At 51.6% G+C, this 25,575-nt stretch carries 22 protein-coding genes and 1 tRNA gene; 2 read left to right on the top strand and 21 right to left on the bottom strand.

Features of this window, described 5'->3' with window-relative positions:
* Positions 1–22: 22 nt before the first annotated feature.
* From LKD71_RS03225 to pta, 10 genes are all read right to left on the bottom strand, one after another.
* Positions 23–1,120, bottom strand: a complete 1,098-nt coding sequence (locus tag LKD71_RS03225; RefSeq protein ID WP_227614318.1) for a M24 family metallopeptidase — start codon at positions 1,118–1,120, stop codon at positions 23–25.
* Positions 1,101–2,753 (bottom strand): SEL1-like repeat protein, encoded by a 1,653-nt coding sequence (locus LKD71_RS03220; protein WP_227614317.1) that lies wholly within the window; start codon positions 2,751–2,753, stop codon positions 1,101–1,103. The genes LKD71_RS03225 and LKD71_RS03220 overlap by 20 nt, the downstream gene beginning before the upstream one ends.
* Positions 2,754–2,763: 10 nt before the next feature.
* Complete coding sequence (locus LKD71_RS03215; RefSeq protein WP_227614316.1) at positions 2,764–3,885, bottom strand: MGDG synthase family glycosyltransferase; 1,122 nt, start codon at positions 3,883–3,885, stop codon at positions 2,764–2,766.
* A 9-nt stretch (positions 3,886–3,894) separates the two neighbouring features.
* The gene (locus LKD71_RS03210) at positions 3,895–4,506 is read right to left on the bottom strand and encodes a glycerol-3-phosphate acyltransferase (RefSeq protein WP_178047164.1); all 612 of its coding nucleotides are present in this window, start codon (positions 4,504–4,506) and stop codon (positions 3,895–3,897) included.
* Between the two features lie 21 nt (positions 4,507–4,527).
* Positions 4,528–5,430: a D-alanyl-D-alanine carboxypeptidase family protein gene (locus tag LKD71_RS03205; RefSeq protein ID WP_227614315.1), complete on the bottom strand. Its 903-nt coding sequence runs from the start codon at positions 5,428–5,430 to the stop codon at positions 4,528–4,530.
* Between the two features lie 67 nt (positions 5,431–5,497).
* Positions 5,498–6,280 (bottom strand): histidinol-phosphatase, encoded by a 783-nt coding sequence (locus LKD71_RS03200; RefSeq protein ID WP_227614314.1) that lies wholly within the window; start codon positions 6,278–6,280, stop codon positions 5,498–5,500.
* 122 nt (positions 6,281–6,402) lie between these two features.
* Positions 6,403–6,585 carry a 50S ribosomal protein L32 gene (gene rpmF / locus LKD71_RS03195; RefSeq protein WP_117764519.1) on the bottom strand — a complete coding sequence of 61 codons (183 nt, stop codon included), beginning with the start codon at positions 6,583–6,585 and terminating at the stop codon, positions 6,403–6,405.
* A gap of 3 nt (positions 6,586–6,588) precedes the next feature.
* The gene (locus tag LKD71_RS03190) at positions 6,589–7,116 is read right to left on the bottom strand and encodes a YceD family protein (RefSeq protein WP_178047166.1); all 528 of its coding nucleotides are present in this window, start codon (positions 7,114–7,116) and stop codon (positions 6,589–6,591) included.
* A gap of 84 nt (positions 7,117–7,200) precedes the next feature.
* The gene (locus LKD71_RS03185; RefSeq protein WP_178047167.1) at positions 7,201–8,394 is read right to left on the bottom strand and encodes an acetate/propionate family kinase; all 1,194 of its coding nucleotides are present in this window, start codon (positions 8,392–8,394) and stop codon (positions 7,201–7,203) included.
* A gap of 116 nt (positions 8,395–8,510) precedes the next feature.
* Positions 8,511–9,506, bottom strand: a complete 996-nt coding sequence (pta, locus tag LKD71_RS03180; protein WP_178047168.1) for a phosphate acetyltransferase — start codon at positions 9,504–9,506, stop codon at positions 8,511–8,513.
* A gap of 215 nt (positions 9,507–9,721) precedes the next feature.
* On the opposite strand from pta, the gene LKD71_RS03175 reads away from it, so the two are divergent.
* A complete protein-coding gene (locus LKD71_RS03175) occupies positions 9,722–10,996 on the top strand; it encodes a tRNA(Met) cytidine acetate ligase (RefSeq protein ID WP_227614313.1) in 1,275 nt (424 codons plus the stop codon).
* Here the strand turns inward: LKD71_RS03175 and LKD71_RS03170 are convergent.
* The 6 genes from LKD71_RS03170 to LKD71_RS03145 all read right to left on the bottom strand — a co-directional run bounded on the left by LKD71_RS03170 (position 10,993) and on the right by LKD71_RS03145 (position 17,336).
* Complete coding sequence (locus tag LKD71_RS03170; protein WP_227614312.1) at positions 10,993–12,357, bottom strand: PFL family protein; 1,365 nt, start codon at positions 12,355–12,357, stop codon at positions 10,993–10,995. The genes LKD71_RS03175 and LKD71_RS03170 overlap by 4 nt on opposite strands.
* Before the next feature lie 27 nt (positions 12,358–12,384).
* Positions 12,385–12,657 (bottom strand): ACT domain-containing protein, encoded by a 273-nt coding sequence (locus tag LKD71_RS03165; RefSeq protein ID WP_178046986.1) that lies wholly within the window; start codon positions 12,655–12,657, stop codon positions 12,385–12,387.
* An 82-nt stretch (positions 12,658–12,739) separates the two neighbouring features.
* Entirely contained in the window at positions 12,740–13,537 is a 798-nt protein-coding gene (locus LKD71_RS03160; protein WP_178046985.1) for an MBL fold metallo-hydrolase, read from the bottom strand.
* Complete coding sequence (gene coaE / locus LKD71_RS03155) at positions 13,524–14,129, bottom strand: dephospho-CoA kinase (RefSeq protein WP_178046984.1); 606 nt, start codon at positions 14,127–14,129, stop codon at positions 13,524–13,526. Before coaE ends, LKD71_RS03160 begins: the two co-directional genes overlap by 14 nt.
* Before the next feature lie 12 nt (positions 14,130–14,141).
* On the bottom strand, positions 14,142–16,790 hold the full coding sequence (gene polA / locus LKD71_RS03150; RefSeq protein ID WP_227614311.1) for a DNA polymerase I: 2,649 nt from the start codon (positions 16,788–16,790) through the stop codon (positions 14,142–14,144).
* Positions 16,791–16,811: 21 nt separating this feature from the next.
* Positions 16,812–17,336, bottom strand: a complete 525-nt coding sequence (locus LKD71_RS03145) for an anti-sigma factor family protein (RefSeq protein ID WP_227614310.1) — start codon at positions 17,334–17,336, stop codon at positions 16,812–16,814.
* 166 nt (positions 17,337–17,502) lie between these two features.
* On the opposite strand from LKD71_RS03145, the gene LKD71_RS03140 reads away from it, so the two are divergent.
* Positions 17,503–17,585, top strand: a tRNA-Leu gene (locus LKD71_RS03140).
* Positions 17,586–17,704: 119 nt separating this feature from the next.
* Here the strand turns inward: LKD71_RS03140 and LKD71_RS03135 are convergent.
* From LKD71_RS03135 to LKD71_RS03115, 5 genes are all read right to left on the bottom strand, one after another.
* On the bottom strand, positions 17,705–19,147 hold the full coding sequence (locus LKD71_RS03135; protein WP_227614309.1) for a TrkH family potassium uptake protein: 1,443 nt from the start codon (positions 19,145–19,147) through the stop codon (positions 17,705–17,707).
* 14 nt (positions 19,148–19,161) lie between these two features.
* Positions 19,162–20,523 carry a Trk system potassium transporter TrkA gene (trkA, locus tag LKD71_RS03130; RefSeq protein ID WP_178045692.1) on the bottom strand — a complete coding sequence of 454 codons (1,362 nt, stop codon included), beginning with the start codon at positions 20,521–20,523 and terminating at the stop codon, positions 19,162–19,164.
* 113 nt (positions 20,524–20,636) lie between these two features.
* On the bottom strand, positions 20,637–22,259 hold the full coding sequence (locus tag LKD71_RS03125) for an NlpC/P60 family protein (RefSeq protein ID WP_227614308.1): 1,623 nt from the start codon (positions 22,257–22,259) through the stop codon (positions 20,637–20,639).
* Positions 22,260–22,271: 12 nt separating this feature from the next.
* Positions 22,272–23,543 carry a diaminopimelate decarboxylase gene (locus LKD71_RS03120; protein WP_227614307.1) on the bottom strand — a complete coding sequence of 424 codons (1,272 nt, stop codon included), beginning with the start codon at positions 23,541–23,543 and terminating at the stop codon, positions 22,272–22,274.
* A gap of 15 nt (positions 23,544–23,558) precedes the next feature.
* Entirely contained in the window at positions 23,559–25,562 is a 2,004-nt protein-coding gene (locus LKD71_RS03115) for an LTA synthase family protein (protein WP_227614306.1), read from the bottom strand.
* Positions 25,563–25,575 lie beyond the last annotated feature (13 nt).

Raw genomic sequence — 25,575 nt, 5'->3', positions numbered from 1 at the left:
AAATCCCCCTGTTTTCTTTTTTTCAGTCTTTTTTCTCAAAAGGAACTTCAATGAGGTCCTTTGTGAAATGATTCAGCACTTCATGACCGTCCTCTGTCACCAGAACCAGGTCCTCGATGCGGACGCCTGCCACACCCGGCACATAGATGCCCGGCTCCACAGAAAAGGTCATGCCCGGTTTCAGAATCTCATCGTTGGATGAGGAGACATCGCCGAACTCATGCACTTCGATACCGATGCAGTGGCCGGTACGGTGAGTGAAGGCATCGCCGTATCCCATCTCCGTGATGTAGTCTCTGGCAGCCTTATCCACATCGGAGAAACGGGCTCCCGGCCCTACGGCCTCGATGCCTCTCCGGTTGGCCTCTTTTACGATCTCATAGATCTTTCTCGCCTCATCAGATGCCTTTCCCAGGAAAACGGTTCTCGTCATATCAGAGCAGTAACCGTTTAAGAGGCAGCCGATATCGAGCACAACACAGTCTCCATATTTGCCGGTGGACTCATCGGACTCATGATGCGGATCCGCTCCGTTATCGCCAAAACCGACGATCGGTTCAAAGGAGTGGCCCACTGCCCCGTTTTTCACATAAATCTTACGAAGTTCCTCGCCAAGTTCCACTTCATTCATACCGGAAGCAGTCAGCGGAATCAGCTCACCCATGCTCTGATCGTTCACCAGGGAAGCCGCACGCATTTTTTCCTGCTCTTCGGGTGTCTTCACCTGACGGATATGGTCGATGATATAGGAAGCGTTGACATACTTGTCACCCACGCCAAGCTCCATGAGGCGAAGCAGGAAACGTGCCGGCCAGGTCTTGTCGATGCCGATGGTGCCGCCTTTTCTCATATGGGAAGCCAGCACGCCCACAGCGTCGTCCGTGTCGTCAAAATAAACTACCGGGAAACCTAAAGTCTCCTCATTCTGCGGAAACAGTTTGCCGATGATCAGCAGCGGTTTCTCTTTCTCCACATCCAGGTAGAGAGCCATCATACGCTCCATGCAGTTGACCAGCTTTCCGGTCAGATAATAAACGGAAACGGAATCCGTCACGATAAGCTGAGCAATTCCTTCCTCTTTCATAGAATCAATGACTCTTTTATATCTTGTCCAATCCATTTGAAACGTCCTCCTCTTTCATGGTTTTCTTTATTTTATCCAGCAGCCTCTCCACCCGTTCGGATAATTCCTCTTCGGGAAACTGCACCGAAGGGCTCAGGGAAAAGTCCGGACAGACTCTGCGGCAGTATTCCTCCGCCTTCGTCTCGTCCTTCTCCTCCGCCTCCTCAGAATAATAGAGAGCCAGCCGGTAAAGGGCTTCCTCGCTCTGATTCTCCGCCCCTTTCCGGTAGAGCTTCAGCGCTTTCTTCCGGTCTTTTTCCACTGCCAGGCCTTTTTCATAGCAGTAGCCCAGAAGATACATGGCGTACTCGCCGTCTTTTCCCACATACTTGCTCCGGGCCCGGTTTTTCAGGATAGAAACCGCCCGCTCCGGGTCCGGCTTCTCCGCGATACCGGTCAAGCAGCAGAACGCCACGGTGACATCAGAAAGGACGTCGCCTTTCTTTGCGGCCTTCTCAAACCAGTACCGGGCCTTTGCGAGATTCTTTCTGACACTCCGGCCATCCCGGTAGATCATACCCATAACGCGCATTCCCAAAGCGTCTCCCCGCTCTGCCGCGGCCTCGTAAAACTCCAGAGCCTTTCCGCCGTCTCTCTCCACGCCTTTTCCCAGCTCGTAAAGGCGGCCTATCCGCACCATCGCGTCGCTGTCTCCCAGCATCGCGCATTTTTCCAGATATTCCGCTGTCTTTTTTTCATCTTTGGGAGCGCCCTTACCGTCCTGGTAAAAACGGGCCGCGTTCCGGCAGCCGTAACTGCTTCCGCGCTCCGCGGCCCGCTCATACCACATGAGGGCTGCCTGCTCATCTTTTTCCACGCCGTTTCCGCGCTCGTAGCAGGCTCCCAGGTTATTCATTCCTGTGGCATGCCCGTGAAGAGCTGCCTTCTGATACCAGAGAACGGCTTCCTTCGGGTCTTTTTCCACTCCGACACCCTGTTCCAGGCAGACGCCATAGCAGCACTCCCCGTCGGGATAGCCCTGCTCCGCCGCCTTTTTATACCAGCTGGCAGCGAGCTCCGGGTCCGCCGCCACGCCTTTTCCAAACTCATAGCAGCGGCCGACCTCCGTCTCTCCCGGAGCAAAATGCTGAAGCGCAGCAGACTGATACCAGAAAAATTCCTGCTCCTCATCCTTCTCCGTACCGAAACCGGTCTCAAAGCAGAAACCCACCTTCATCTGGGCCCGGTCAAAACCCACTTCCGCCGCCGTGAGATAACAATGAAAGGCCTCCTCCGGATCCCGGTCCTTTCCAAGACCGTACTGGAAACACCGGCCCAGCTGGTAGAACGCCGGCACATAACCGAGCTCCGCCGCCTGCTCATAGAGCCAGGCCGCTGTGGAGAGGTCTTTTTCAAGCCCCCAGCCGTTTTCCTGATAGATTGCCAGATTTGTCATGCCGCAGGCATTTCCGGCCTCCGTCGCCTTCTGAAAGCAGTAAAGGCTCCGGCCGCCGGTATCCTCTTCCTCCTGCCGGCTCCAGAAAACGCCCAGATCCGCCCACTGCTCCCCCGTGAGCTTTTCCTCCGGAACATTCAACATCAGCCCGCCACACTTGGGGCATACGGGATATTCTCCGCTCTCTCCCTCCGCCATATACCGGCAGGCGGGATCTGTACACGCAAAGATCATTCCTTCCTCCTCACTGCCAGGGACGGATATGACGTTCCGCGAAATGAACGATATCCTCCGCCGCCTCGCTCCGGACATGGCGATGCTGGGCTTTCTTCATTTTTTCCTGGATCTCCGGTGAATTTAAGAGCTTCACGCCCACCTTTGCCAGCGCCAGCGGGGAATGGGCATACATGCACATTCCATGGCTGGCAAAAAACTTCCGGTTCTCCGTCTCACAGCCCGGGATCGGAAAGGTATGAATCAGGGACTTTCCGGCCACCGCCGTCTCCGTGGAAGTAAGCCCTCCGGGCTTCGTATAGACGATATCCGCCGCTGCCATATAGAGCGGCATCTGATCGGTGTAACCGATGACGGAGACGGTCTCATCCTCTGCGAAACGTTTTTCCAGCTGCTCCCGGATCTTCTCGTTGTTTCCGCAGATCACAGCCAGCTCGCTCTCCTCCCCGTTCCGTTTCCGGACTTCCCGGGCCAGTTTTTCCAGGTTTCCGGCTCCCATGCTGCCTCCGATGAGGAGATGAAGCTTCTTTTTCGGTGAAAAACCAAGTTCCTCTTTTGCCTTTTCCTGATCCTCCAGTTCCCGGAACTTCCGGCTCACGGGAATTCCGAAGGGGATCATTTTTTCCTGTGGAATCCCTCTTTTCGCACACTCATCGATGAGTTCCGGATGGGGCACAATGTAGTAATCGCAGCAGGTCTCCTCCCAGAACGGAATGCAGGTATAATCCGTCATCACTGCGATGGTCAGCGGCAGAGGCATACCCTTCTTTTTCATATAGGAAACCGTCTCCGCCGGGTAAAGATGGGGCATAAAGATCACATCCACGGGATGCTCTTTCAGATAGCGGTTCAGATATTTGGCCATCAGGCTGTTCACATAGTAAACCGGAGATTTTTTTGCGGTTTTGCTCACGAACATACCAAGCTTGTAGGCACAGCCAAAGGCTTTCGGCGCCTTCTTTACCACATCGATATAGAGATCACCTACCAGAGCGGAAGTCCATTTTCCCGCCAGGGTCAGATAATCCAGAAAAATGGCTTCATGGCCTCTCTCCTCCAGCATTTCCCTTAAAGCGGCTCCGGCCGCATTGTGCCCGCCGCCGGTATTGCAGGATAAAATCAATGCTTTCATATATAAAAACTATCCTTTCCTCAGTGCAAAACACGCCTGTCCTTTCGGGATCCTCCTGATCTCCGGGAGATGCTTGCGGATCACCACAAACGCGATGAGCACGATGCCATATTTTATAGAAGACAACGGTGTAAAATGGACGCCTAAAACGGACCAGATCAGAAACGTAAGGCCGGTCCTGAGACTGTGGGGCTCCACCACCAGAACTAGGGAGAAAAACAGATAAACCCCGGCCAGAAGAAGCACCGGCAAAAAAACAGGATAAAGGCCCAGAAGAACGCCGAAGGATACAGCGATGGCCTTGCCACCCTTCCCGTACCGGTCAATCAGCGGATAGGCATGGCCCACCACCGGAGCCGCCATTACCAGTGCAAAAAGCTTTTCCTCCGGGTCCAGATGACGGGCTGCCAGAAAGACCGGCAGAGCGCCTTTTCCCAGATCTGCCAGCAGGACCAGAATCCCGCAAAACACGCCGCCGTAGAGAAAGGCGTTGGCCGTTCCCGGATTTCCGTCGCTGCTTAAAGCCCGCACATCCACTCCTTTGATGAGCCTGGGGATCAGATAACCAAAAGTAACGCTGCCGAAGAGATACCCCAGCAGGCAAAATACCACATATTCCATACGCTGGCACACTCCCTTCTTTTACTGTTCTCCGATCTGGCCATAGACCTTCAGGGCGTCCGTCACATGGGCATCCCCGGCGTCTTCCGCCTTGGCCGTCACCAGAATGTATTCCTTTCCTTTTACCTCCGCAAGACTGGCCAGACAAAGGCCTGCCCGGAAGGTATTTCCCGTCTTTCCGCCCAGAAGCTGTCCGCCGGTAAAGCCACGGTCTCCCAGCGCCCGGAACATCGTACTGTAGACCGTAAAGCCGTCGGGATGGACATTGGTCGGGGACATTGCATGGCTCTGACTCGTAAAGATCGCCCGGAAATCCACATTTTTTAGGGCATACCGAAGAAGCTTTGCGATATCTTTCGCCGTGGAATAATGATCGTCGTTATGAAGACCGGTGCAGTTCACGAAATGGGTGGATCTCATACCGATCTTTTTGGCCTTCTGGTTCATCAGCTCCGCATAGGCCTCTTCTGAACCCGCGATCCCTCTTGCCAGCGTGAGGCAGCATTCCGCCCCGGAGGGAAGCATGACGCCATAGAGAAGGTCCCTCACCGTAACCACCTCTCCCGCCTCAAAGCCGGCCGTGGAGGCCTGCTCGGAATAGATCGCGTCAAAAATATCGGAGGGAACGGTCATGGTCTCATCGAGATCTGGGCATTTCTCCAGCGCCAGGATTGCCGTCATGATCTTCGTCATGGAGGCCGGATACATCTGTTCCTTTTCCGCCTTTCCCGCCAGCTTAAAACCGGTCCCGGCGTCCACCAGAATCGCATATTCACTGTCAATGCCGCTTAGATCCACCTTTGCCATGGGATGCAGAATCATGTTTTCTGCCAGTGCCAGCCCTACAAACAGAAGCACGATCAGAAATACGGAAAAAGTATAAAAAGGCCTTCCATGTCTTTTCCTTCGTTTCTTTTTCTTCAAAATTTTCTCTCCTCGTATGTATGTTCTCGTCTATACAGCTTATCCCAGCGCCGGCATTTTGTCAAGTTCAGAGAAGTGTTCCTGCGGGATTGACAAGCTCTGTCGTGTCCAGAAGATAAAGGCCATTCTCTTTTACGATCTCCTCTCCTTTTTTCAGGGCGGCAGGATTCCAGACCTTATCCGGCTCATGGGCGTCGGAACCGAAGATCACCGGATTTCCGACCTCTCCCACAATCTTCCAGAACGCAGGATTCGGGTAATGACGGTGGCCGCCGATCCCCAGGAAATTGATCTCCAGCGGAAGACCTGCCTTTTTCGCATCCTCGCAGAGTCCTCTCATCCAGTGGTCATAGACGGCAGGATCCCCGGTAAAATGAAGAAGATCCGGGTGGGCAAAATAGGTAAAGCAGCCCGTCAGCATGGCCTCGCGGCATTGCAGACAATAGCGCTCCAGAATCTTCGGATCCTGGGTCTCGTCTCCGCTGTAGACATCGTCGATCTCATTTCCGAGAAAATGCTGGGCCAGCAGGAAATATTCGATCGGATACTGACCCGTGATATGGAGAAGCTCCTTAAAATATTTCGGATAATATTCCACTTCCAGCCCCAGATGAATCTCGATATCCTTCTCATATTCTTTCTTCAGATTCAGAACCGTATCCACATAGCCTTCCAGCTGGTTTAAACGCATTTTCACATTGCTCACATAGCCATTGGCATAGGGCATCGGCGTGTGATCGGAAAAACCCAGGATCTTCAGGCCGCCCTCGATGGCCCTTTCCACATATTCTCTCTCCGTACCTTCCGCGTGCATGCAGCGCCAGGTATGCGTGTGATAATTGGCAATCATCTTGTCTCCTCCTTTTCGTCTCTACCATCATACCACGTTCCTACCTTTGGTTAAACCCTTTTTAAACGAAAAAATCCCCCGGTTCCGTTTACACAGAACCGGGGGGATTTCCTAGACCTAGATTAGTCCTCCTGCGGGATGATCTCTTTCTTATTATAAGTACCGCAGTTTTTGCATACACGGTGGGGCATCATAAGCTCGCCGCATTTGCTGCATTTTACGAGATTCGGAGCAGCCATTTTCCAGTTTGCTCTTCTTTTATCTCTTCTTCCTTTGGAAGATTTATTCTTCGGGCAGATTGACATGTGTTACACCTCCTTAAATTTGCTAAAGACATCACGGATTTTCGCCATTCTTGGATCTAAATCTGTGCTATCACAGTCGCAAGTCGTCAGGTTCAGATTTGCGCCACAGGAGGGGCAGAGTCCCTTGCAGTCCTCTTTACACAATACCTGCATCGGCCAATTCATCAGAATCTCACCATAGACAAGCTTATCCACATCAAGGTCGTATCCATCGATATAATTGTGTTCGTCAAGCGCCGCCATCCGTTCAGACTCGGAAAGAGCCATGTCTACATTTCTCTCGAAATCCAGGTCAAACTCCTCCGTCACATCCTCCAGGCAACGGCTGCATGGTATCACAATCTCCAATGTCACCTTGCCACTGATGTTCAGCTTGCGCTCTCCCTCGTTTGTCAAACTCAAGAGTACCGGCGTCTTGCTCACAATAGGAAATGTTCCAAGCTTCGATGAAAACTCGTTCATCTCCAGATCTGCTTCTGTAGTAAAAGTTTTCTTTTCTTTCTTCAACACAGGGTTCAGGTCTATTCGCATCTCTATCTCCTATTCACACTTTTCCCATTATACATATACCGTTCCTGTTTGTCAACAGGTTTTCCAATTTTTTGTCAAGTTTTTTTACTTTACAAGTGCAACGGTGTCGCGGCAGATAGCCAGCTCCTCGTTGGTTGGGATAACAGCTACTTTTACTTTGGAATCAGCGGTGGAAATCACGCGCTCCTCTCCTCTGTGGTTGTTCTCCTCTTTGTCCAGTTTCACACCGAGGTAACCCAGATAGCTGACAACTTTCTCACGAACCGGGATTGCGTTCTCACCGATACCGGCGGTAAAGATGATCGCATCCACGCCGTTCATAGCAGCTACATAGCCACCTACGAATTTAGCGATGCCGTAGCAGAGAACATCCAGAGCGTTTGCTGCATCCTGGTTTCCGTTCTCAGTAGCCTCGTTCAGGTCACGGAAGTCGCTGGAGAGATTTCCGGACAGACCGTACAGACCGGATTTCTTGTTCAGAACGTTCATAACGCCTGCAATATCCAGGTTCTCTTTCTTGGCGATGAACTCCATGATAGCCGGATCAATGTTACCGGAACGGGTTCCCATTACAACACCTTCCAGCGGGGTAAGACCCATGGTAGTATCGATACATTTGCCGTTTACAACAGCGCTGATGGAGGAACCATTGCCCAGATGGCAGACGATAACTTTGGAGTTGTCTTTGTCAAGTCCCAGGAACTCAACGGCACGTTTGGAAACGAAGCTGTGGGAAGTTCCGTGGAAACCGTATCTTCTTACTTTGTATTTCTTGTAGTAATCCAGAGGCAGACCATAGAGGTAAGCTTTCGGCGGCATGGTCTGATGGAAAGCGGTATCGAAAACAGCTACCTGCGGAACGCCGGGCATCAGCTCGGAGCAGACATTGATACCGATCAGGTTTGCCGGGTTGTGAAGCGGAGCCAGATCGTTGCACTCCTCAACGGCTTTGATCACTTCGTCGGTGATGATGCAGGAAGAAGCAAACTTCTCGCCGCCATGTACCACACGATGACCAACTGCATTTACCTCTTTCAGGGAAGAGATTGCTCCGGTCTTCTCGTTGGTCAGAGCGTCCAGAACCATCTGGATGGCCTCTTTGTGGGTGGGCATGGGAGCTTCGGTGATCTCTTTGTCACAGCCGGCTTTCTGGTAAACCAGACGGCCGTCGATGCCGATACGCTCGCAGAGACCTTTTGCCAGAACATCCTCTGTATCAGAGTTGATGAGCTGATATTTCAGGGAAGAGCTTCCGCAGTTAATTACTAATACATTCATCTTTTTATCCTCCATATGAACACAAGGGAGTGCGCCGTTTATCTGACGCACTCTCTTCTATACTGACCGCTGCCGTCTTTCCGCAGACAGCAGCTGTGTCTTACCAAAAACCTGGTTTACTCAGCCTGGCACTGTACAGCGGTGATGGCAACAACGCCTACGATATCCTCAGCGGAGCATCCACGGGACAGATCGTTGACCGGTTTTGCGATACCCTGGGTAACAGGGCCATAAGCCTCTGCCTTTGCCAGTCTCTGGGTCAGTTTGTAACCGATGTTTCCAGCATCCAGATCCGGGAAGATCAGGACGTTGGCTTTACCTGCTACGGAGCTGCCCGGAGCCTTGCTTGCGCCTACGCTCGGAACGATTGCCGCGTCAAGCTGGAACTCGCCGTCCAGTTTGAGGTCCGGATAAGACTCTTTTGCAATCCTGGTAGCTTCTACAACTTTGTCTACATCTGCATGTTTTGCGGAACCCTTGGTGGAGTGGCTCAGCATTGCGACAACCGGCTCCTCCTGAACAAGGAGTTTGAAGGACTCGGCAGAAGAACCTGCGATAGCTGCCAGCTCTTCCGGATTCGGGTTCTGGTTCAGACCGGAATCTGCGAAGATGAAGGTTCCGTTTGCGCCGTACTCACAGTTCGGAACAACCATCAGGAAGAAAGCGGATACCAGTTTGGTGCCCGGTTTGGTCTTCAGAATCTGCAGGCAGGGACGTAAGGTATCTGCAGTAGAATGGCAGGCACCGGAAACCATTCCGTCAGCGTCTCCCATTTTTACCATCATAACACCGTAGTACAGGTACTGGTTGAGAAGGATCTCTTTTGCCTGCTCCGGGGTCATGCCCTTTTTCTGTCTCAGCTCAACGAGCTTGTCGATGTATCCCTGGGTCTTATCAGAGGTAGCCGGATCAACGACAACTGCACCGCTGATATCCAGTCCTTCGCTGCCTTTCTTTACTGCTTCCTCGCTGCCGACCAGCACGATGTTTGCGATTCCTTCTTTCAGGATCTGTGCAGCAGCTTCATAGGTTCTGCGGTCCTCGGTCTCCGGCAGAACGATGGTTTTCTTATTTGCTTTTGCTCTTTCTTTGATTACGTCAATAAATCCCATGATTCTTGACTCCTTTCGTAAATAATAAAAGGCTTTCTTTTCCAGCCACATATCAAGTTTATTATATCGCTAGATTCCCCTATTTTCAACTGTAAATATGTATCTTTTTGTATACATTTATCGGAGGAAAGTTCTTTTTCGCCTATTTTCCCATGTACAGATTTTCCCAAAACGGTTATACTGAGATAAGAATTTTTTATCAGGAGGAGCAGCTTATGAAAGTCACCGGTATCATCGCCGAATACAATCCCTTCCACCAGGGCCACGCCTATCACCTCGCCAGAGCCCGGGAGCTCACCGGAGCCGACCGGATTCTCGTGGTCATGGGTGGAAATTTCATGCAGCGCGGAGAACCGGCCATCGTAGATAAATACGCCCGGGCGGAAATGGCTCTCAAAAACGGAGCCGATCTCGTCCTGGAACTTCCCGCTGCTGCCGCCACCGGAAGCGCGGAATATTTCGCTGAGGGGGCTGTGGAGCTTCTGGATGCCTCTGGTGTGGTGGACGCCCTCTGCTTCGGAAGTGAGCTCGGAAAACTTGCTCCCCTTGAAAAAGCGGCGGCTCTCCTTCTTGAGGAGCCGGAAGAATACCGGCAGTTTCTCCGGGAAGAATTAAAAAGAGGGAAAAATTTTCCGGAGGCGAGAGAAACCGCCCTCTCCGCCTTTTTCCCCGAAAGGGAACTTCTCTCCGCCCCCAACAATATCCTTGCCATCGAGTATCTGAAAGCATTAAAGCGAAGAAAGAGCTCCATCAAGGCAGTAACGATCCCGCGGCTCGGGAATTATCACGGCAATGACTCCGGGCAGGTGCCGCAGGGTGCGGACAGTTCGGAATCTGTCTCCAGCAGCGCTGCCCCTGCTCTGGAAACTTCATCCCTGCGTTTCGCCTCCGCCAGCGAGATCCGGCGGAAACTGTACGCCCTGGAAGAACTGCTGCAAAAGTCTCCGGACCAGCCCGGCGGCTGGCAGAGCCTGATGGCAAATCTCGCAGATGAGCTGCCGCCCTCCTCCTTCGCGCTTTTGCAAGATACGCTTCTTGCGGCTCACTTTGTCCGGGCGGAGGATTTTGCCCTGCCCCTTCACTACCGGCTTATGCAGGCGAAAGATTCCCTCGAATTTGCCGCCTATCTGGACGTCTCCGAGGAGCTTTCCCGGCGAATTTATTCTCTTCGGCAGGATTTTACCGGCTGGGATGCCTTTGTGGACCTCGTCCGTACCCGACAGTACACCAGAAGCCGGGTTTCAAGAGCCCTGCTCCATATTTTCCTCGATATCCGTCAGGAGATGGCACGGCTTCCCAAAGAACTCCGGGTCCTGGGCTTTCGCCGGGAGGCTTCCGATCTTCTCTCGGAAATCAAGAAAAAAAGCCGGCTGCCTCTCGTCACCAAGGCAGCCGGCCATCCGGAACTTTCCGAAGAAATCCGGATCTCTTCTTTCTATCATCTCGGGGAGTCCTACAACGAACTTTCCAGACAACTTATCATTCTTTAGTTCTTGAAGCTGTGGATCGGAGCGGGGATTCTTCCTCCTCTGTCCACAAAGTTCTCGCAGTTGAAGCGGTTGACCGGCATGACCGGAGCGTAGCCCAGAAGGCCGCCAAACTCTACATTGTCTCCCACTTTCTTTCCGATAACCGGAATCAGGCGGACAGCCGTTGTCTTCTGGTTTACCATACCGATGGCCATCTCGTCGGCGATTACGCCTGCGATGGAGGCTGCGGAGGTATCGCCCGGAACAGCGATCATATCGAGACCTACGGAGCAGACACAGGTCATAGCTTCCAGTTTCTCGATCGTAAGAGCGCCTGCTGTTACCGCGTCAATCATTCCCTTATCCTCGCTGACCGGAATGAATGCGCCGCTTAAACCGCCCACATAGGAGGAAGCCATAACGCCGCCTTTTTTCACCTGGTCGTTCAGAAGAGCCAGAGCAGCGGTGGTTCCCGGAGCGCCCGGATATTCCACGCCGATCTCGCAGAGAATCTCAGCTACGCTGTCACCCACAGCCGGGGTCGGAGCCAGGGAAAGGTCGATGATACCGAAAGGAACGCCCAGACGGCGGCTGGCTTCCTGAGCTACCAGTTGTCCTACACGGGTAACTTTGAAAGCAGTCTTCTTGATGGTCTCGCAGAGGATCTCGAAGTTCTTTCCGCGAACCTCAGTAAGGGCCTGTTTTACAACGCCAGGACCGCTGACACCTACGTTGATGATGGCATCTGCCTCGGTCACGCCATGGAAAGCGCCTGCCATGAAGGGGTTGTCATCCGGAGCGTTGCAGAGAACGACGAGTTTTGCACAGCCCAGGGAATCCTGGTCTTTCGTGAGCTCTGCGGTCTCTTTTACGATATCGCCCATGAGGCGGACAGCATCCATGTTGATGCCGCATTTAGTGGAACCTACATTGACAGAGCTGCAGATACGCTCGGTGGTAGCCAGAGCTTCCGGAATGGAACGGATCAGGTTCTCATCATTCTTTGTCATTCCCTTGGATACCAGGGCAGAATAACCGCCGATGAAGTTGACGCCAACCTCGTGGGCAGCCTTGTCCAGAGTCTTCGCGATGGTCACGAAATCCCCCGGTTTCTTGCAGGCATTTCCGCCTACCAGAGCGATCGGAGTCACAGAGATTCTTTTATTTACGATGGGAATCCCGTATTCCCGCTCGATGGCCTCGCCTGTCGGCACCAGATCATGAGCCAGACGGAGGATCTTGTCGTAGATATTCTGATTCAGTTTTTCCAGATCATCGGATATGCAGTCCAGAAGACTGATTCCCATGGTGATCGTACGGACATCCAGATTCTCCTGGGTGATCATCTTATTTGTCTCGTTTACTTCAAACATGTTAATCATAGTCGTTTTTCCCCTTTATCCGTCCTCTTAGATCCTGTGCATTTTGTTGAAGATATCCTCGTGCTGGCAGCGAATGCTTACACCGATGGAATCTCCGAGCTTCTCCAGGCCGTCAGCCAGCTCTGCGATATCTTTCTGGCTGTTGTTGGCATCTGTCACCATCATCATGTTAAAGAAGCCCTGAACGATGGTCTGGGAAATATCCAGAATGTTCACGTTGTTCTCTGCAAGATAGGTGCAGACCTTTGCGATGATACCGACGGTATCTTTTCCTACTACCGTAATGATTGTTTTTTTCATGACTTAACTCTCCTTTGTTTTAATTATGATAATCAGACGGGCAGAAAAAAGTGTCCGCCGCAATATCCCTCGTTGTGCCTCTCTACAGTCTCACTGCAGCTGACGGAAGGTCCCTTTTTGCCACACAGATCGGAAAATCCGAAGCGCGGTAAGGACTCTCTCCCATGGTGATCTCGGCGCAGACCGTCTCATAAGCCAGCTCCTCGTAATTGTTTTCCTTACTCAGATGGCCAAGCATCACCGTGTTCATATCGTCATTGAGGATCTCGGAGAGAAGCTTTCCCGCATTTTCGTTGGAAAGATGACCTCTGTCCCCCAGGATTCTCTGTTTCAGGTAATAGGGATAACTCCCTACCTGAAGCATGTTGATATCGTGATTCGATTCCAGAAGGACTGCATTAAGTCCTTTCAGGTGCTCGATGATATAATCGTCATAATAACCCAGGTCCGTACACACAGCCACCGTATGCTCCTCGTGGGCCACCCGGTAAGCCACGGGCTCCGCCGCATCATGAGAGATACGGAAGGGTAAAATATCCAGATCCCCGATCTGAAAATGTTCGTCCGCATGGATCTCATGAAGAAGCTCAGGGTCCAGTTTTCCAAGTGTGCTGGTGCTCCGGATCGCTTCCATGGTTCCGGGCGTCGCATAGATGGGAAGATGGTGCTTTCTCGCCAGAACCCCGAGCCCTTTGATGTGGTCGGAATGTTCATGGGTCACGAGAATCCCCTTCAGATCCTTCGCCGTGTGGTCAAAACTGTTGAGTCCTTCTTCCACCTTTTTGCCGCTGATCCCCGCGTCCACCAGGACGGAGGAAGAGTTGCTGCCTATGTAAATACAGTTGCCGGTGCTTCCACTGGCAATACTACAAAATTCCATGTTCTTTCAGTCCTCTATCAATTTGTTCATATGTATTCTGCACAATTTCACTGCTATTGTCAATTACAAATTGACAAGACTCCCGAAAAATCTCGTCCGGAAGCTGATTTTTCATGATGGAATCCGATTTTGCGCTGGTGTATCCACGGGAGGCGGCCAGACGTCTTCGACGCGCATCCTCATCCGCGTAAACGTACCAGAGCTCATCACAGATCGTATCGTAATGGTCTTCGATGAGAAGGGCGGCTTCCACCGCCACGAAAGGAACCTTTCCTTCCTTTCTCTCCTTTTCAATCTCCGACGCAATGTATTCTTTTACTGCCGGATGGACCAGGCTGTTGAGCTTCACGAGCTTTTCCTGATCGTCAAAAACGAGTTTTCCCAGTTTCTGACGGTCAATGCTCTGATCCCCTCTTAAGATCCCGCTCCCGAAGGTCTCCACGATATGATAATAGACCTTCTGGCCGGGCTCCATAAGAAAATGGCCAACCTTGTCCGCCTCAATGATCCGGGCGTGGTATCTCCGGTTGAGATAATCCAGGATCGTGCTCTTTCCGGCCCCCACGCCTCCGGTAATTCCCAGTACTTTCATCTATATCCTCTCCTACTTGGCTTCGTACCAGTTCTTTCCTGTATGCATATCAATCTCCAGCCGGACAGAAAGCTCTGCGGCTCCCTGCATCTCCTCCCGGAGGATCGTTTTTACCTGTTCCAGCTCGCTCTCCTCGGCCTCGATGAGAAGCTCATCGTGAACCTGGAGGATCAACCTGGATTTCAGCTGTTCTTTTTTCAGCCGCTCGCTGACATGAATCATCGCAATTTTGATGATGTCCGCCGCGGTTCCCTGGATCGGCGCATTCATAGCCACCCGCTCTCCAAAAGACCGCTGCATGAAATTGGAAGATTTGAGTTCCGGCATCGGACGGCGTCTTCCGTACAGAGTCGTCACATAACCATTCTTTTTCGCATTTTCCACGAGTCCGTCCAGGAAGCTCTTGATCCCCGGATAGGTCTCAAAATATTTTTCAATATATTCGGAGGCCTCCTTCCGGCTGATGCTGAGATCCTGGCTTAAACCAAAGGAACTGATGCCGTAGACAATGCCGAAGTTCACGGCCTTGGCATTTCGTCTCTGAAGAGGCGTCACCTCGTCAAAGGGGATGTGGAATACCTGGGAGGCCGTAATCCGATGGATGTCCTCCGCATCCCGGTAGGCCTGGATCAGCCGTTCATCTCTGGAAAGATGTGCCAGCACACGAAGCTCGATCTGGGAATAGTCCGCATCCACGAAGACACAGCCAGGCTTCGGCACAAAAACTTTCCGGATCAGCCGGCCAAGTTCCATCCGAACCGGAATATTCTGAAGGTTCGGCTCGGTACTGCTGATCCGGCCTGTGGCTGTGATCGTCTGATTGAAGGTGCTGTGGATTCTGCCGTCCGGTCCGATAAAACCTGCCAGACCATCCGCATAAGTGGATTTAAGCTTTGCCAGTGTCCGGTATTCCAGGATGGAAGCCACGATCGGATGCTCCGGAGCCAGCTTTTCCAGCACATCTGCCGCTGTGGAATAGCCGGTCTTCGTCTTCTTGCCGCCGGGAAGCTGCATTTTTTCAAAAAGAATCACGCCCAGCTGCTTGGGCGAATTGATATTGAAGGTCTCTCCGGCCTGTTCATAGATCGCGGTCTCCAGCTCACGGATCCGGCCAGCCAGCTGGTCGCCGTAGGTTTTCAGGGCCTCCGCCTCTACGGAGATTCCCGCCCGCTCCATATCCCGGAGGGTGTAGACCAGGGGCATCTCGATATCACGGAAGAGGTGCTCCATCTCCATTTCTCTCAGCTTCGCGAGAACTGGTTCCAGAGCCGCTGCCGCCACATAAGCCTGATAGCAGGCCCATTTTGCAAACACCTCTCCGTTTTCTTTTGCCTTTTCCAGGGGATCTTTCCCAAAAAGTTCCGCTCTGCCGGGAATCAGCTGATCCAGATATTCCTTCGCGATATCCTCGTAGGGATAATGGTCCTTCAGCGGATTCACGAGATAGGCTCCGATAGAGAGATCGAACAGTTTCTCCCGGTCAGGAACCGTGAAAAGATCCAACTGGGACTTGAGATCCAGCACAGCGGCTGTTTTTCCGTAGACCAGCAGTTCTTCCAGATGATCTCTCAGGAAATCAAGCGCCAGGCCATTTTCGTCAAAGCTTCCCTCCGCCAGAAGAAAAGCCGTTCCCTCATCACCGAGAGAGAGGGACAGACCGTAAATCTTATCCTTTTCCTCGATCCAGGCAAAGCCAAAGCTCTCTGCTTTCGCCGCCTTTTCCAGGAATTTTTCCGCCTTTTCCCTGGTGTCTGCCAGCTCAAAATGGTCGGCCGCTTCATCCTTCGGCGCTTCCACATGGAAACGGCTCAGGAGATTCTTAAACTCCAGCTTTTTCATCCATGTGAAAGCCTCCGGCGTATAAAGATCAGTAAGCTTCGCCGCCTGGAGATCCAGCGTGACGGGACTCTCCGTATTGATCTTTGCCAGCGTCTTGGAGAGAACCGCCAGATCGTAATGCTCCTCCAGGGAAAGCTTTGCCTTGTTGGGCTTGATTTCCTCCAGATGATCATGGGCATTCTCGATGGAACCGAACTCCGAGATGATCTTTGTGGCAGTCTTCTCTCCGACTCCGGGAATGCCGGGGATATTGTCGGAGGCATCGCCCATAAGGGCCTTCACATCCACAAATTCCGTTGGCGTCACCAGATATTTCTCTTTCACATCCGCCGCATAATAGTTCTCGATCTCGGTTCCCGTCCGTTTGGTCTTGGGAATGCGGATCTGCACCTTGTCTGTGGCCAGCTGAAGGAGGTCCCGGTCTCCGGAAACAATGGAAACTTCAAGGCCGGCCCGCTCCGCCTGGCCCGCGATCGTTCCCAGAAGGTCGTCAGCCTCGTAACCCTCCTTCATCAAAAGGGGCACGCCCATGGCCGAAAGCACTTCTTTCATGAGCGGCACCTGTTCCCGAAGCTCTTCCGGCATGGCCTTTCTCGTGCCCTTGTATTCCGCATACATTTTATGCCGGAACGTCGGAGCTTTCAAGTCGAAAGCCACTGCCAGATACTGGGCCTTCTCTTCGTCCAGAATCTTAAAGAGAATGTTCAAAAAACCATAAACTGCGTTCGTATGAAGCCCCTCGGAGTTCGTAAGCTCCGGAATTCCATAAAAAGCACGGTTTAAAATACTGTGTCCGTCTATCAGAACTATTTTTTCACTCATGTGAAACCTCCGTCTTGTTTTCTATGATGCCGGGGTCCAGCTTTCGTGGCCGGATGCTCCCCAGAGATCCGGCGGCGCCATAAGCCGCGGATTCAGCGTCAGAGCTTCTGTCTCTGTCTCCGCTGAGGTCTCTGTTTCCACCGATGTTTCCGTCTCTTCCCCGGCTCCCGGATGGAAAAACTGATACAGTCCGGTCTCCCCAATACTCTTCTCCGGAAACATTTCCAGCTGGGTCATAACCGTCAGAAGAAGCAGGATCTCCGCCAGAGCCACCACGCAGGCCGTCACCCCATGAAAAATCTTTCTCCTGTGGATCCGGTTTTTGGTGTCCCGAAGATTTTCCTTCAGCATTTTGGGAATATTAAAGGAAATCTTATCATCCTCATCCAGCTTCTGTAAGGCATAGTGAACCGTAAAATGGATCTCCAGTTCCTCATAGCACTCTTTGCAGTTTTCGATATGCTCCAAAAAATCCTCTGTCTCCTCATCACTCAGCTGATCGTTGATATAAGGAATTACCAGACTCTGAGCTGTCTTACAATCCATGTTTTTCTCCTTTGGCAAACCTACCATATGATACCTATCTAATAGTATACCCGCCATGGGGGGATTGGGCAAGATAAAATTCTTTCATATCGCACAAACTTGGTTGATGCAGAAAAAAATTGCTTGCTTTTTTCAGAAAATTATGCTATGATAACGAAGTTGATAGGCCGGCGTGTCGGAATGGCAGACGATGCAGACTCAAAATCTGTTGCGGGTAACCGCGTGCGGGTTCAAGTCCCGCTGCCGGCATTAAACATATAAGTGATGAGCATCCAATTTATTTGGATGCTCATTTTTATTTTACGAATAAAAGTCTCATACAAAAAGGCAGACTGCTTCAATATTTTTTATAGCAGTCTGCCTATATATCAGAATTTTCTCCAGGTATCCGGCACAAAAAGCAGAAGCAACGGGAAGATCTCCAGTCTGCCTGCCAGCATATCGAAAATCAGCACGAGCTTGGAGGGTACGGACAGGATGCCGAAGTTGGCTGCCGGACCCACCAGGTCCAGGCCGGGACCGATGTTGTTGATGGTCGCCGCCACAGAGGTAAAGGTCGTGGTGAAATCAAAATTATCCAGAGAGACAATCAATATCGACACCGCATAGATCAGAAGATACGCGATCAGGAACACATTGATGGAACGCACAACCTCATGCTCCACAGGCTTTCCGTCCATCTTGATCTTTGAAATGCTGTGGGGATGAAGGTACTGTTTCAGTTCTTTCTTCACGCTTTTGGCCAGAATCACAATACGGGAAACCTTAATACCGCCGCCGGTACTTCCCGCGGAAGCTCCGATAAACATCAGAAGCACCAGCACCGTCTTGGAAAAGGTCGGCCAAGTGTTAAAGTCCACCGTGGAATAACCGGTGGTCGTGATGATGGAACCTACCTGGAAAGCCGCATGATGGAAAGCCAGGAAAGGATTGCCAAATTTTCCGGCGATATTGACCGTGATCAGAAGAATTGCACCCAGGATGATTCCCAGATAAGCGCGGAGCTCCTCGTTTTTCAGTCCCTGCCTGATTTTTTTCAGAAGAAACAGGAAATAAACGTTGAAGTTCACACCGAAGAGGATCATAAAGATCGTGATCACCGTCTGCTGATAGGTCGTATAACTTCCAATACTGTCATTCTTGATACCGAAACCGCCGGTGCCCGCTGTACCGAAGGTCAGAGTCAGGGCATCAAACATCGGCATTTTTCCCACAAGGAGCAGCAGAAGCTCCAGCAGAGAGAGACAGATATAGATTCCATAGAGAATCTTGGCCGTGGACTTTACCGTGGGAACAAAACGCTCCACAGAGGGTCCCGGACTCTCCGCCCGCATGAGGTTCATGTGATAGCCTCCGGACATCGGAAGGATCGTCAGCATAAAGACCAGCACGCCCATTCCGCCGACCCAGTGAGTGAAGCTCCGCCAGAACAGCATACATTTCGGCAGAGCCTCCACATCTGAAAGAATACTGGAACCGGTCGTCGTAAAGCCGGAAACCGTCTCAAAAAGCGCATCCACCGGATGAGGGATGGAGCCGGAGATCACGAAGGGCAGCGCCCCCATCACACTTAAGGCCACCCAGCTTAAGCCCACACTCACAAAACCATCTTTCGCGTAAAAGACTGCCTGTTTCGGTCTTTTCAGCAAGACCATGGGGACTCCGATGACCAGACAGAGCAGCATCGTGGCAAAGATCGCCCAGGCTGATTTTTCCCGATAGATCAGCCCTACCACAAAGGACGGACTCATAAAAGCAGCTTCAAAATTCAGGATCCATCCGATGATATATCTTATCATTGCGTAATTCATAATCTGTCACCCTTCTATTTCCGCAGAATATCCTTCAGATCGTTGAGTCCCAGCTGAGTGGTAACTACGATAACCCGGTCTCCCACTTGAATACGGTCTCCGCCTCGGGGGATCCAGGTGTTGCCACCGCGGCTGATACAGCCAATCAGAAGGTTTTTCTTCAGATTCAGCTCTGAAAGCGGAATATTGGTGACACCGGAAGTCTCATGGACGGCAAATTCCAGAGCCTCGGCCTTGTTGTCCAGAATCTGATAGAGGGTTTCCACGTTGCTTCCGATGGAGTTCTGCATGGCCCGGACGTACTGGAGAATGTAATCCGCCGTAATGTATTTCGGATAGATCACACTGCCGATATCCAGTCGGTCGATGATCTCCGTATACGCCACACGATTTACTTTGGTGACGGTCTTCAGCCCTTCGGTCTGCTGCTCGGCAAAAAGTGAGAGGAAAATATTCTCCTCGTCCATATTGGTCAGGCTGACGAAAGACTCCGCATGGGGAAGTCCCTCCTGCATCAGAAGGTCACGGTTTGTGCCATCGCCGTTGATGACGGTCACATCCGGCAGGATCTTGCTCAGATGCTCACAGCGGGCCCGGTTCAGCTCGATGATCCGCACCCGGATTTTCATATCCTGAAGCTGTTTTGCCAGATAATAGGCGATGGTGCCGCCGCCCACGATCATGGTATTTTTCACCTGGTTGGTTTTAAGCCCTACCTTCCGGAAAAAGTCCGCCGCATTCGTCGGGGTCGCAATGATGGAGATAAGATCCCCGTCCTGCAGGATAAAGTTACCATCCGGTATATAAACCGTCTTATCGCGCTCCGCACTGCAGAACAGAATATCGCAGTGATAGCGGTCCATAATATCCATGATCCGGTTTCCGCCCAGACGGAATTCCGGTTTCAGTTTGAATTTCAGAAGCTCTGCCCGGCCTTTCGCGAAGGTATCGATCTTGATCGCCGAGGGAAAACGAAGAATCCGTGAGATCTCCGTGGCCGCCGCCAGTTCCGGATTGATAATCATGGAAAGACCAATGCTCTCCCGGATAAAATCGATCTCTTGGTTGTAAATGGGGTTTCTGACTCTGGCGATCGTGCTCACATGGCCTGCCTTTTTCGCGATCAGGCAGCACAGAAGGTTCAATTCATCCGAACCGGTGACAGCAATCAGAATGTCCGCTCTCTCAATACCCGCATCCTGAAGGGTACTGATGCTGGCTCCGTTTCCCAGAATCTTCATGACATCCAGATCGTCAGAAAGATTCTGGAGCTTGTCAGCAGAAGAATCCACAAGGGTAATGTCATGATTTTCATCGCTCAGCTGTTCTGCCAGGCTGAGTCCGACCTTTCCACACCCGATAATAATAATGTACATATCTTCTCCTAAGTAAACATTTTATGAAAAAAGCACCGCCTTTTTCTTTCTCACACGGCCACGGCTATTATAGCACGGAGTCCTCTGTTTGAATAGCATTTTCCGAAATTCTTTTACCAGTACCGCGCGCAGCCGGTGATGGTTCGGTAATCATAGGCTGTACGGATGATGCCCCGCTCCTCGTTGAAGGCGTGGATGATCGTCCCGTTGCCCAGATAAATGGCCGCGTGATTCACGGGATTTCCGTAAAATACCAGATCTCCCGGCTGGAGCTCCGATACGGAAATTTTTTTCGGTGTCGCATAGGTTCCCCCGTAAAGCGAGGTTCCGGTGAGTTGTCCCGCGGAAAGCCTCGGCACCGCAATGCCAAAGTGCGCCAACACGCTCTGGGTAAAGCCGGAAGAATCCGCTCCCTCCGTCAGGCTGGTACCGCCGTTTTTATAAGGCTTTCCCTCAAAAAGCATGGCATAATCTGCGATGGCATGCCCCTTTTCCGCGCCGGCAGAAATTTTTGTCTCCCTGATCACTCTTCCGTCTTCGTTGAAGAGATAACGGATTCCTTTCAGGGCGATCTCCGTATTTCTCGCCATTTTTCCCGAGCCCGGCATAAAATAATATTTCGTCCCGGCAATCTCAAGAAAGCCTGTCGTCATCACACCGTAATTATCAAAAAAGTAGCTGTCCTCATCCACATGAACCATACCATGGGCAGGAAGCCCCTCCGCATCAAAATAGTAAGTCTTTCCGCCGATTACACAGAGCCGCTCCGTCACCCGGCTTCCCCTATCATCGGCGTAATAGTCCCCGATCCAGGTATCTTTCTGAAGCTCTCCGGAAGTCTCGTCAAAATAGTAGGCCTTCTCTCCCACATAGACCCAGCCCGTCAGCTTCTGATAGCTGCTGCCCAGATAATAGGTCTTGTCATTCTCAGTGAAAAAACCCGGCTTTCTTGTCTTTCCGGTGCGTTTTCCGTCAGCACCCACATACCAGGCGTCAATCCAGGTGTTTTTCTGCAGGATACCGTTTTCATCCAGATAACAGTCTTCCACCCAGGCTCCCCTGGTCAGAAGGCCTTCTTCATCGAAATAATAGGTTTTGCCTTCCACGGTCACAAAACCTTTTTTCATCCGGCCGGTCTTCTCGTCCAGATAATATGTTTCATCGCCCAGCTTCAGCCAGCCTTTGTGCATTGAGCCGTCGTCATCTACATAATAGTTGGGGCCGATCCAGCGGTTGGAGAGCATAATTCCTCTGGAATTAAAATAATACTTTTTGCCCTGCACGGTCCGCCAGCCTGTCAGGGCCCTGCCGTTCACCCGGCTGAAATAATACTCATAAGAACCGATCTTCGTCCAGCCCGTCCTCTTCTTTCCTGTTTTCGGGTCAAAATAATACCGCCGCCCAGCCTGAATGACCAGGCCGGCCGGACGGCAAACCAGCCCTCTGGCATCAGTAAACAAAAGCCTTCCGTTGACACGGTGAAAGCCCTTTACCGCATACCAGCGGCTGGTAAAATAATACGTTTTTCCCGAAACGCGGATGAGCCCTCTTTTTCGCACGCCGGTATCGGAGTCAATATAATAATATTTCCCCCCGATTCTTTGTACGCCGTTCATCTCTGCTTTCTGAAGACTGCCGGACAGAGAAGCGCCGACTGCTCCCGCCGCCTCTGTCGCAGCGGGAAATCTCAGGATCAATCCTCCGGCCACAAAGGCCGCCAGCAGTTTCTTTCTCATATTCTCTCCTGATTACTCAAAGATCTTATCATAGATCGGGAAGCAGTCAAAGGTTGCAAAATAATCCTTCGGAGTCTCTGCCCGGCGGATCAGCTTGGCGGTTCCGTCCTCCTTCAGAAGGATCTCAGCGGATTTCAGACGGCCGTTATAGTTGTAACCCATGGCAAAACCGTGGGCTCCTGTATCATGGATGAAAAGGATATCTCCCATGTCGATCTTCGGAAGGGCGCGGTCCACGGCAAATTTATCGTTATTCTCGCAGAGGCTTCCGGTCACATCGTAAACGTGATCGCAGGGAGCGTCTTCTTTTCCCATAACGGTGATGTGATGGTAAGCGCCGTACATAGCCGGACGCATGAGGTTTACCGCGCAGGCATCCACACCGATGTACTCTTTATGAGTATGTTTCTCATGGATGGTTTTTGTCACCAGCCCGCCGTAAGGGCCTGTCATGAAACGGCCAAGTTCGGTGAAGATGGAGATATCGTCCATTCCTGCGGGAACCAGAACTTTCTCGTATACTTTTTTCACGCCGGCTCCGATGAGATGGATATCGTTCGGCTCCTGGTCGGGTCTGTAGGGAATACCTACGCCACCGGAAAGGTTGATGAAGGTGATGTGGGCTCCGGTCTCCTCTTTCAGCTTCACAGCCAGCTCAAAGAGCTGTTTTGCCAGCATCGGATAATACTCGTTGGTCACGGTGTTGCTGGCCAGGAATGCATGAATACCGAATTCCTCAACGCCTTTTGCTTTCAGGATCTTGTAAGCCTCGAAGATCTGCGGTGTGGTCATTCCGTACTTGGCATCGCCGGGGTTGTCCATGATGCCATTGCTCATACGGAAAACTCCGCCGGGATTGTAACGGCAACAGATCTTTTTCGGCAGATGGCCCAGAGTCTTTTCCAGAAAATCGATATGAGTGATATCGTCCAGATTGATGATGGCTCCCAGCTCGTCAGCCAGCTTGAAATCCTCAGCCGGTGTATCGTTGGAAGAGAACATGATATCGTCTCCTCTGCCGCCCATAGCCTTGGCCAGCATCAGCTCTGTCAGAGATGAGCAGTCGAAACCGCAGCCCTCCTTCTGCATGATCTCGATGACAAAGGGGTTCGGCTCTGCTTTTACAGCAAAATACTCGCGGAAACCTTTGTTCCAGGAAAATGCATCGTACATGGCTTTCGCATTCTCACGGATGCCTTTCTCGTCGTAGAGGTGAAACGGTGTGGGGTACTTCTCCAGAATGCTTTTTAACTGCTCATTGGTCACAAAAGGTACTTTTTTCATAATCATTCGCTCTCCTCAATCAAAAAAATTTGTCAGTCGGTGTTTCCAGTCGGTTAAATTATTGTATTGCAGGATATTGTAATCGTGCACCTTCGTGTCAGAGGGGAGCTCTTCCCATTTGTGGAAAGTGAGATCATCTGCTGTTCCGTCTGCATAGAAGTTTGCCGTTATTACCGGATATTCTTCCCGGAGGCCCAAAAGCCAGGTCTGATAACCGGAAAGGGGAAGGCCGATCTTGTCCAGAAGGTAGCCACTTAAATAGTTGGCGCTGATCGCATTGTCCTCCTCTTTCTCCAGATCGTAGTTGGACCAGAGAATATAGGGAACCACATAGCCTTTCCGGAGCTCGTCCACAGAAGTCTCCCGGATCGAAGAATCCTGTCCCATGAGCCTGAGAATCGGATTACAGATATAATCGCTGGGCTGATGGTCGCCGAACATCAGGATCACCGTCGGCTCGTCCTGAGTTGCAAAATATTCCGTCAGCTCTTTGAAAGCCGCATCGGTCTTCTGCACGAGGGTGAGATATTTCTCGGTGGCCTCGGTGTTGGTAGTCTCTTTTCCGGAGTAGCCGGTGAGACGGATATCCGGAAAAAGATCCGTGTATTCCTTGCTGTAGCCGCCGTGGTTCTGCATCGTGACTTCAAAAGCAAAGAGGGGACTCTCTCCCTGCCGCTCCTGATAAAGCTCCTTGAGTTTTGCAAAGGCAGATTCGTCATCGACATAGCCCCGAAGCTTCGTGGCATTCTCAAAATCGTTCTGGAAATAGGTGTTGTCAAAACCAAGCCACGGATAAACCTTGTCTCTGCACCAGCCCGCTGCACGGTAGGGATGAAGGGCGCTGGTCACATAGCCGAGAGCCCCGAGGTGGCTGGCCAGGGAAGGCTGCTCCTGCTTGATATACTGCTGATAGGGCACGCTTCCTGCCGGAAGGAAGCCCATGGAGTTGCCGGTGAGAAACTCAAATTCGGTATTTGCCGTATTTCCACCCTTTACGGAGACATACAGTTTTCCCACTTCCGCCTCCTTTGATTCTTTCAGAGAATGGATAAAGGGCATATAGTCCTCGCTGGTCTCAAAATCTCCGTAAATATCCAGGTCCGAGAAAGCCTCGTTCATGATAACAATGATATTCGGGCTCTCCTTCGTGGCCTTTGTCACCGTTGCCGTATTCTCCTCCGTCTCCACACTCTCCGCCAGCTCCTCAGCCGCAGATACGGAATAACCAGCAGGCTTTTCCACATCCATAAACTTCAGATTGGAGACAAAAGCGGCAATGAGGCCATTGTTCCGGTAGAGAACATTCGGAGTGAAAAGCGTCGTGTCAAGCCCTGCCAGCTCTCCCACCTCGTCGGTTTTCACCGCCTGCACATAGCCAAAGACCAGACCGATGGAGACAACCACCGATACCAGCCGGATCTTCCACTGTTTTTTCTGAAATTTCAGGCTGGTCCGTCTTCCCAGAAAAATCACAGCCACAAAGCCAAAAATTACAAAGAGAAGCCGAAAAGGGACATCCAGATTATAGTTGTCCGCCACGCTGGCCGCTGTTCCCAGAGAATAGAAGTCCCAGGGCACCACCGGGGAAGACCGGAAGCTCACCACATAATAGTTGACAAGGCCAAAAATCATCGGAACCAGTGTTCCAAAAGTAAGGCCTCCTCTGGTGCTTCCAAAGACAGTGATTCCCGCCAGGCAGAGAATCAGATACGCCAGGTAGTTCAGAAAAAAAATTGCCGGGGTCAGATCCTGGGGAACATGGGTAAAACATTCCGTCAGGCAGAGGGTCAGGATCGGAAGAAGCGGGATAAGAAGGGCGCTTACCCATTTCGGAAAACGGATCTCCTTCCGGATCAGAAGACTGCCGCCCAGAAGCAGGCTGATGAGAATGCCTAAAGCCAGCTTCCAGACCGTAAGACCGTCGGCTTTCACTGCAAGCCCGGTCAAAATCAGGAGGATTGCAGCAACAACCCCTGCTGCCGCAATCCTCGCCTTTGAGTAATCAAATATTTTGTTCATTTTTTTTGCCTTT

Source organism: Fusicatenibacter faecihominis (assembly GCF_020686945.1).
GTDB lineage: Bacteria > Bacillota > Clostridia > Lachnospirales > Lachnospiraceae > Limivivens > Limivivens faecihominis.
The sequence above is the reverse complement of the archived record's forward strand: the minus strand, read 5'-3'. Positions and strand labels throughout refer to the sequence as shown.

Excerpts from the sequence above, each read along its gene's own strand:
- LKD71_RS03225 (WP_227614318.1), bottom strand. The coding sequence starts at position 1,120 with ATGGATTGGACAAGATATAAAAGAGTCATTGATTCTATGAAAGAGGAA.
- LKD71_RS03220 (WP_227614317.1), bottom strand. The coding sequence starts at position 2,753 with ATGATCTTTGCGTGTACAGATCCCGCCTGCCGGTATATGGCGGAGGGA.
- LKD71_RS03215 (WP_227614316.1), bottom strand. The coding sequence starts at position 3,885 with ATGAAAGCATTGATTTTATCCTGCAATACCGGCGGCGGGCACAATGCG.
- LKD71_RS03210 (WP_178047164.1), bottom strand. The coding sequence starts at position 4,506 with ATGGAATATGTGGTATTTTGCCTGCTGGGGTATCTCTTCGGCAGCGTT.
- LKD71_RS03200 (WP_227614314.1), bottom strand. The coding sequence starts at position 6,280 with ATGATTGCCAATTATCACACGCATACCTGGCGCTGCATGCACGCGGAA.
- rpmF (WP_117764519.1), bottom strand. The coding sequence starts at position 6,585 with ATGTCAATCTGCCCGAAGAATAAATCTTCCAAAGGAAGAAGAGATAAA.
- LKD71_RS03190 (WP_178047166.1), bottom strand. The coding sequence starts at position 7,116 with ATGCGAATAGACCTGAACCCTGTGTTGAAGAAAGAAAAGAAAACTTTT.
- LKD71_RS03185 (WP_178047167.1), bottom strand. The coding sequence starts at position 8,394 with ATGAATGTATTAGTAATTAACTGCGGAAGCTCTTCCCTGAAATATCAG.
- pta (WP_178047168.1), bottom strand. The coding sequence starts at position 9,506 with ATGGGATTTATTGACGTAATCAAAGAAAGAGCAAAAGCAAATAAGAAA.
- LKD71_RS03175 (WP_227614313.1), top strand. The coding sequence starts at position 9,722 with ATGAAAGTCACCGGTATCATCGCCGAATACAATCCCTTCCACCAGGGC.
- LKD71_RS03170 (WP_227614312.1), bottom strand. The coding sequence starts at position 12,357 with ATGATTAACATGTTTGAAGTAAACGAGACAAATAAGATGATCACCCAG.
- LKD71_RS03165 (WP_178046986.1), bottom strand. The coding sequence starts at position 12,657 with ATGAAAAAAACAATCATTACGGTAGTAGGAAAAGATACCGTCGGTATC.
- LKD71_RS03160 (WP_178046985.1), bottom strand. The coding sequence starts at position 13,537 with ATGGAATTTTGTAGTATTGCCAGTGGAAGCACCGGCAACTGTATTTAC.
- coaE (WP_178046984.1), bottom strand. The coding sequence starts at position 14,129 with ATGAAAGTACTGGGAATTACCGGAGGCGTGGGGGCCGGAAAGAGCACG.
- polA (WP_227614311.1), bottom strand. The coding sequence starts at position 16,790 with ATGAGTGAAAAAATAGTTCTGATAGACGGACACAGTATTTTAAACCGT.
- LKD71_RS03145 (WP_227614310.1), bottom strand. The coding sequence starts at position 17,336 with ATGGATTGTAAGACAGCTCAGAGTCTGGTAATTCCTTATATCAACGAT.
- LKD71_RS03135 (WP_227614309.1), bottom strand. The coding sequence starts at position 19,147 with ATGAATTACGCAATGATAAGATATATCATCGGATGGATCCTGAATTTT.
- trkA (WP_178045692.1), bottom strand. The coding sequence starts at position 20,523 with ATGTACATTATTATTATCGGGTGTGGAAAGGTCGGACTCAGCCTGGCA.
- LKD71_RS03125 (WP_227614308.1), bottom strand. The coding sequence starts at position 22,259 with ATGAGAAAGAAACTGCTGGCGGCCTTTGTGGCCGGAGGATTGATCCTG.
- LKD71_RS03120 (WP_227614307.1), bottom strand. The coding sequence starts at position 23,543 with ATGAAAAAAGTACCTTTTGTGACCAATGAGCAGTTAAAAAGCATTCTG.
- LKD71_RS03115 (WP_227614306.1), bottom strand. The coding sequence starts at position 25,562 with ATGAACAAAATATTTGATTACTCAAAGGCGAGGATTGCGGCAGCAGGG.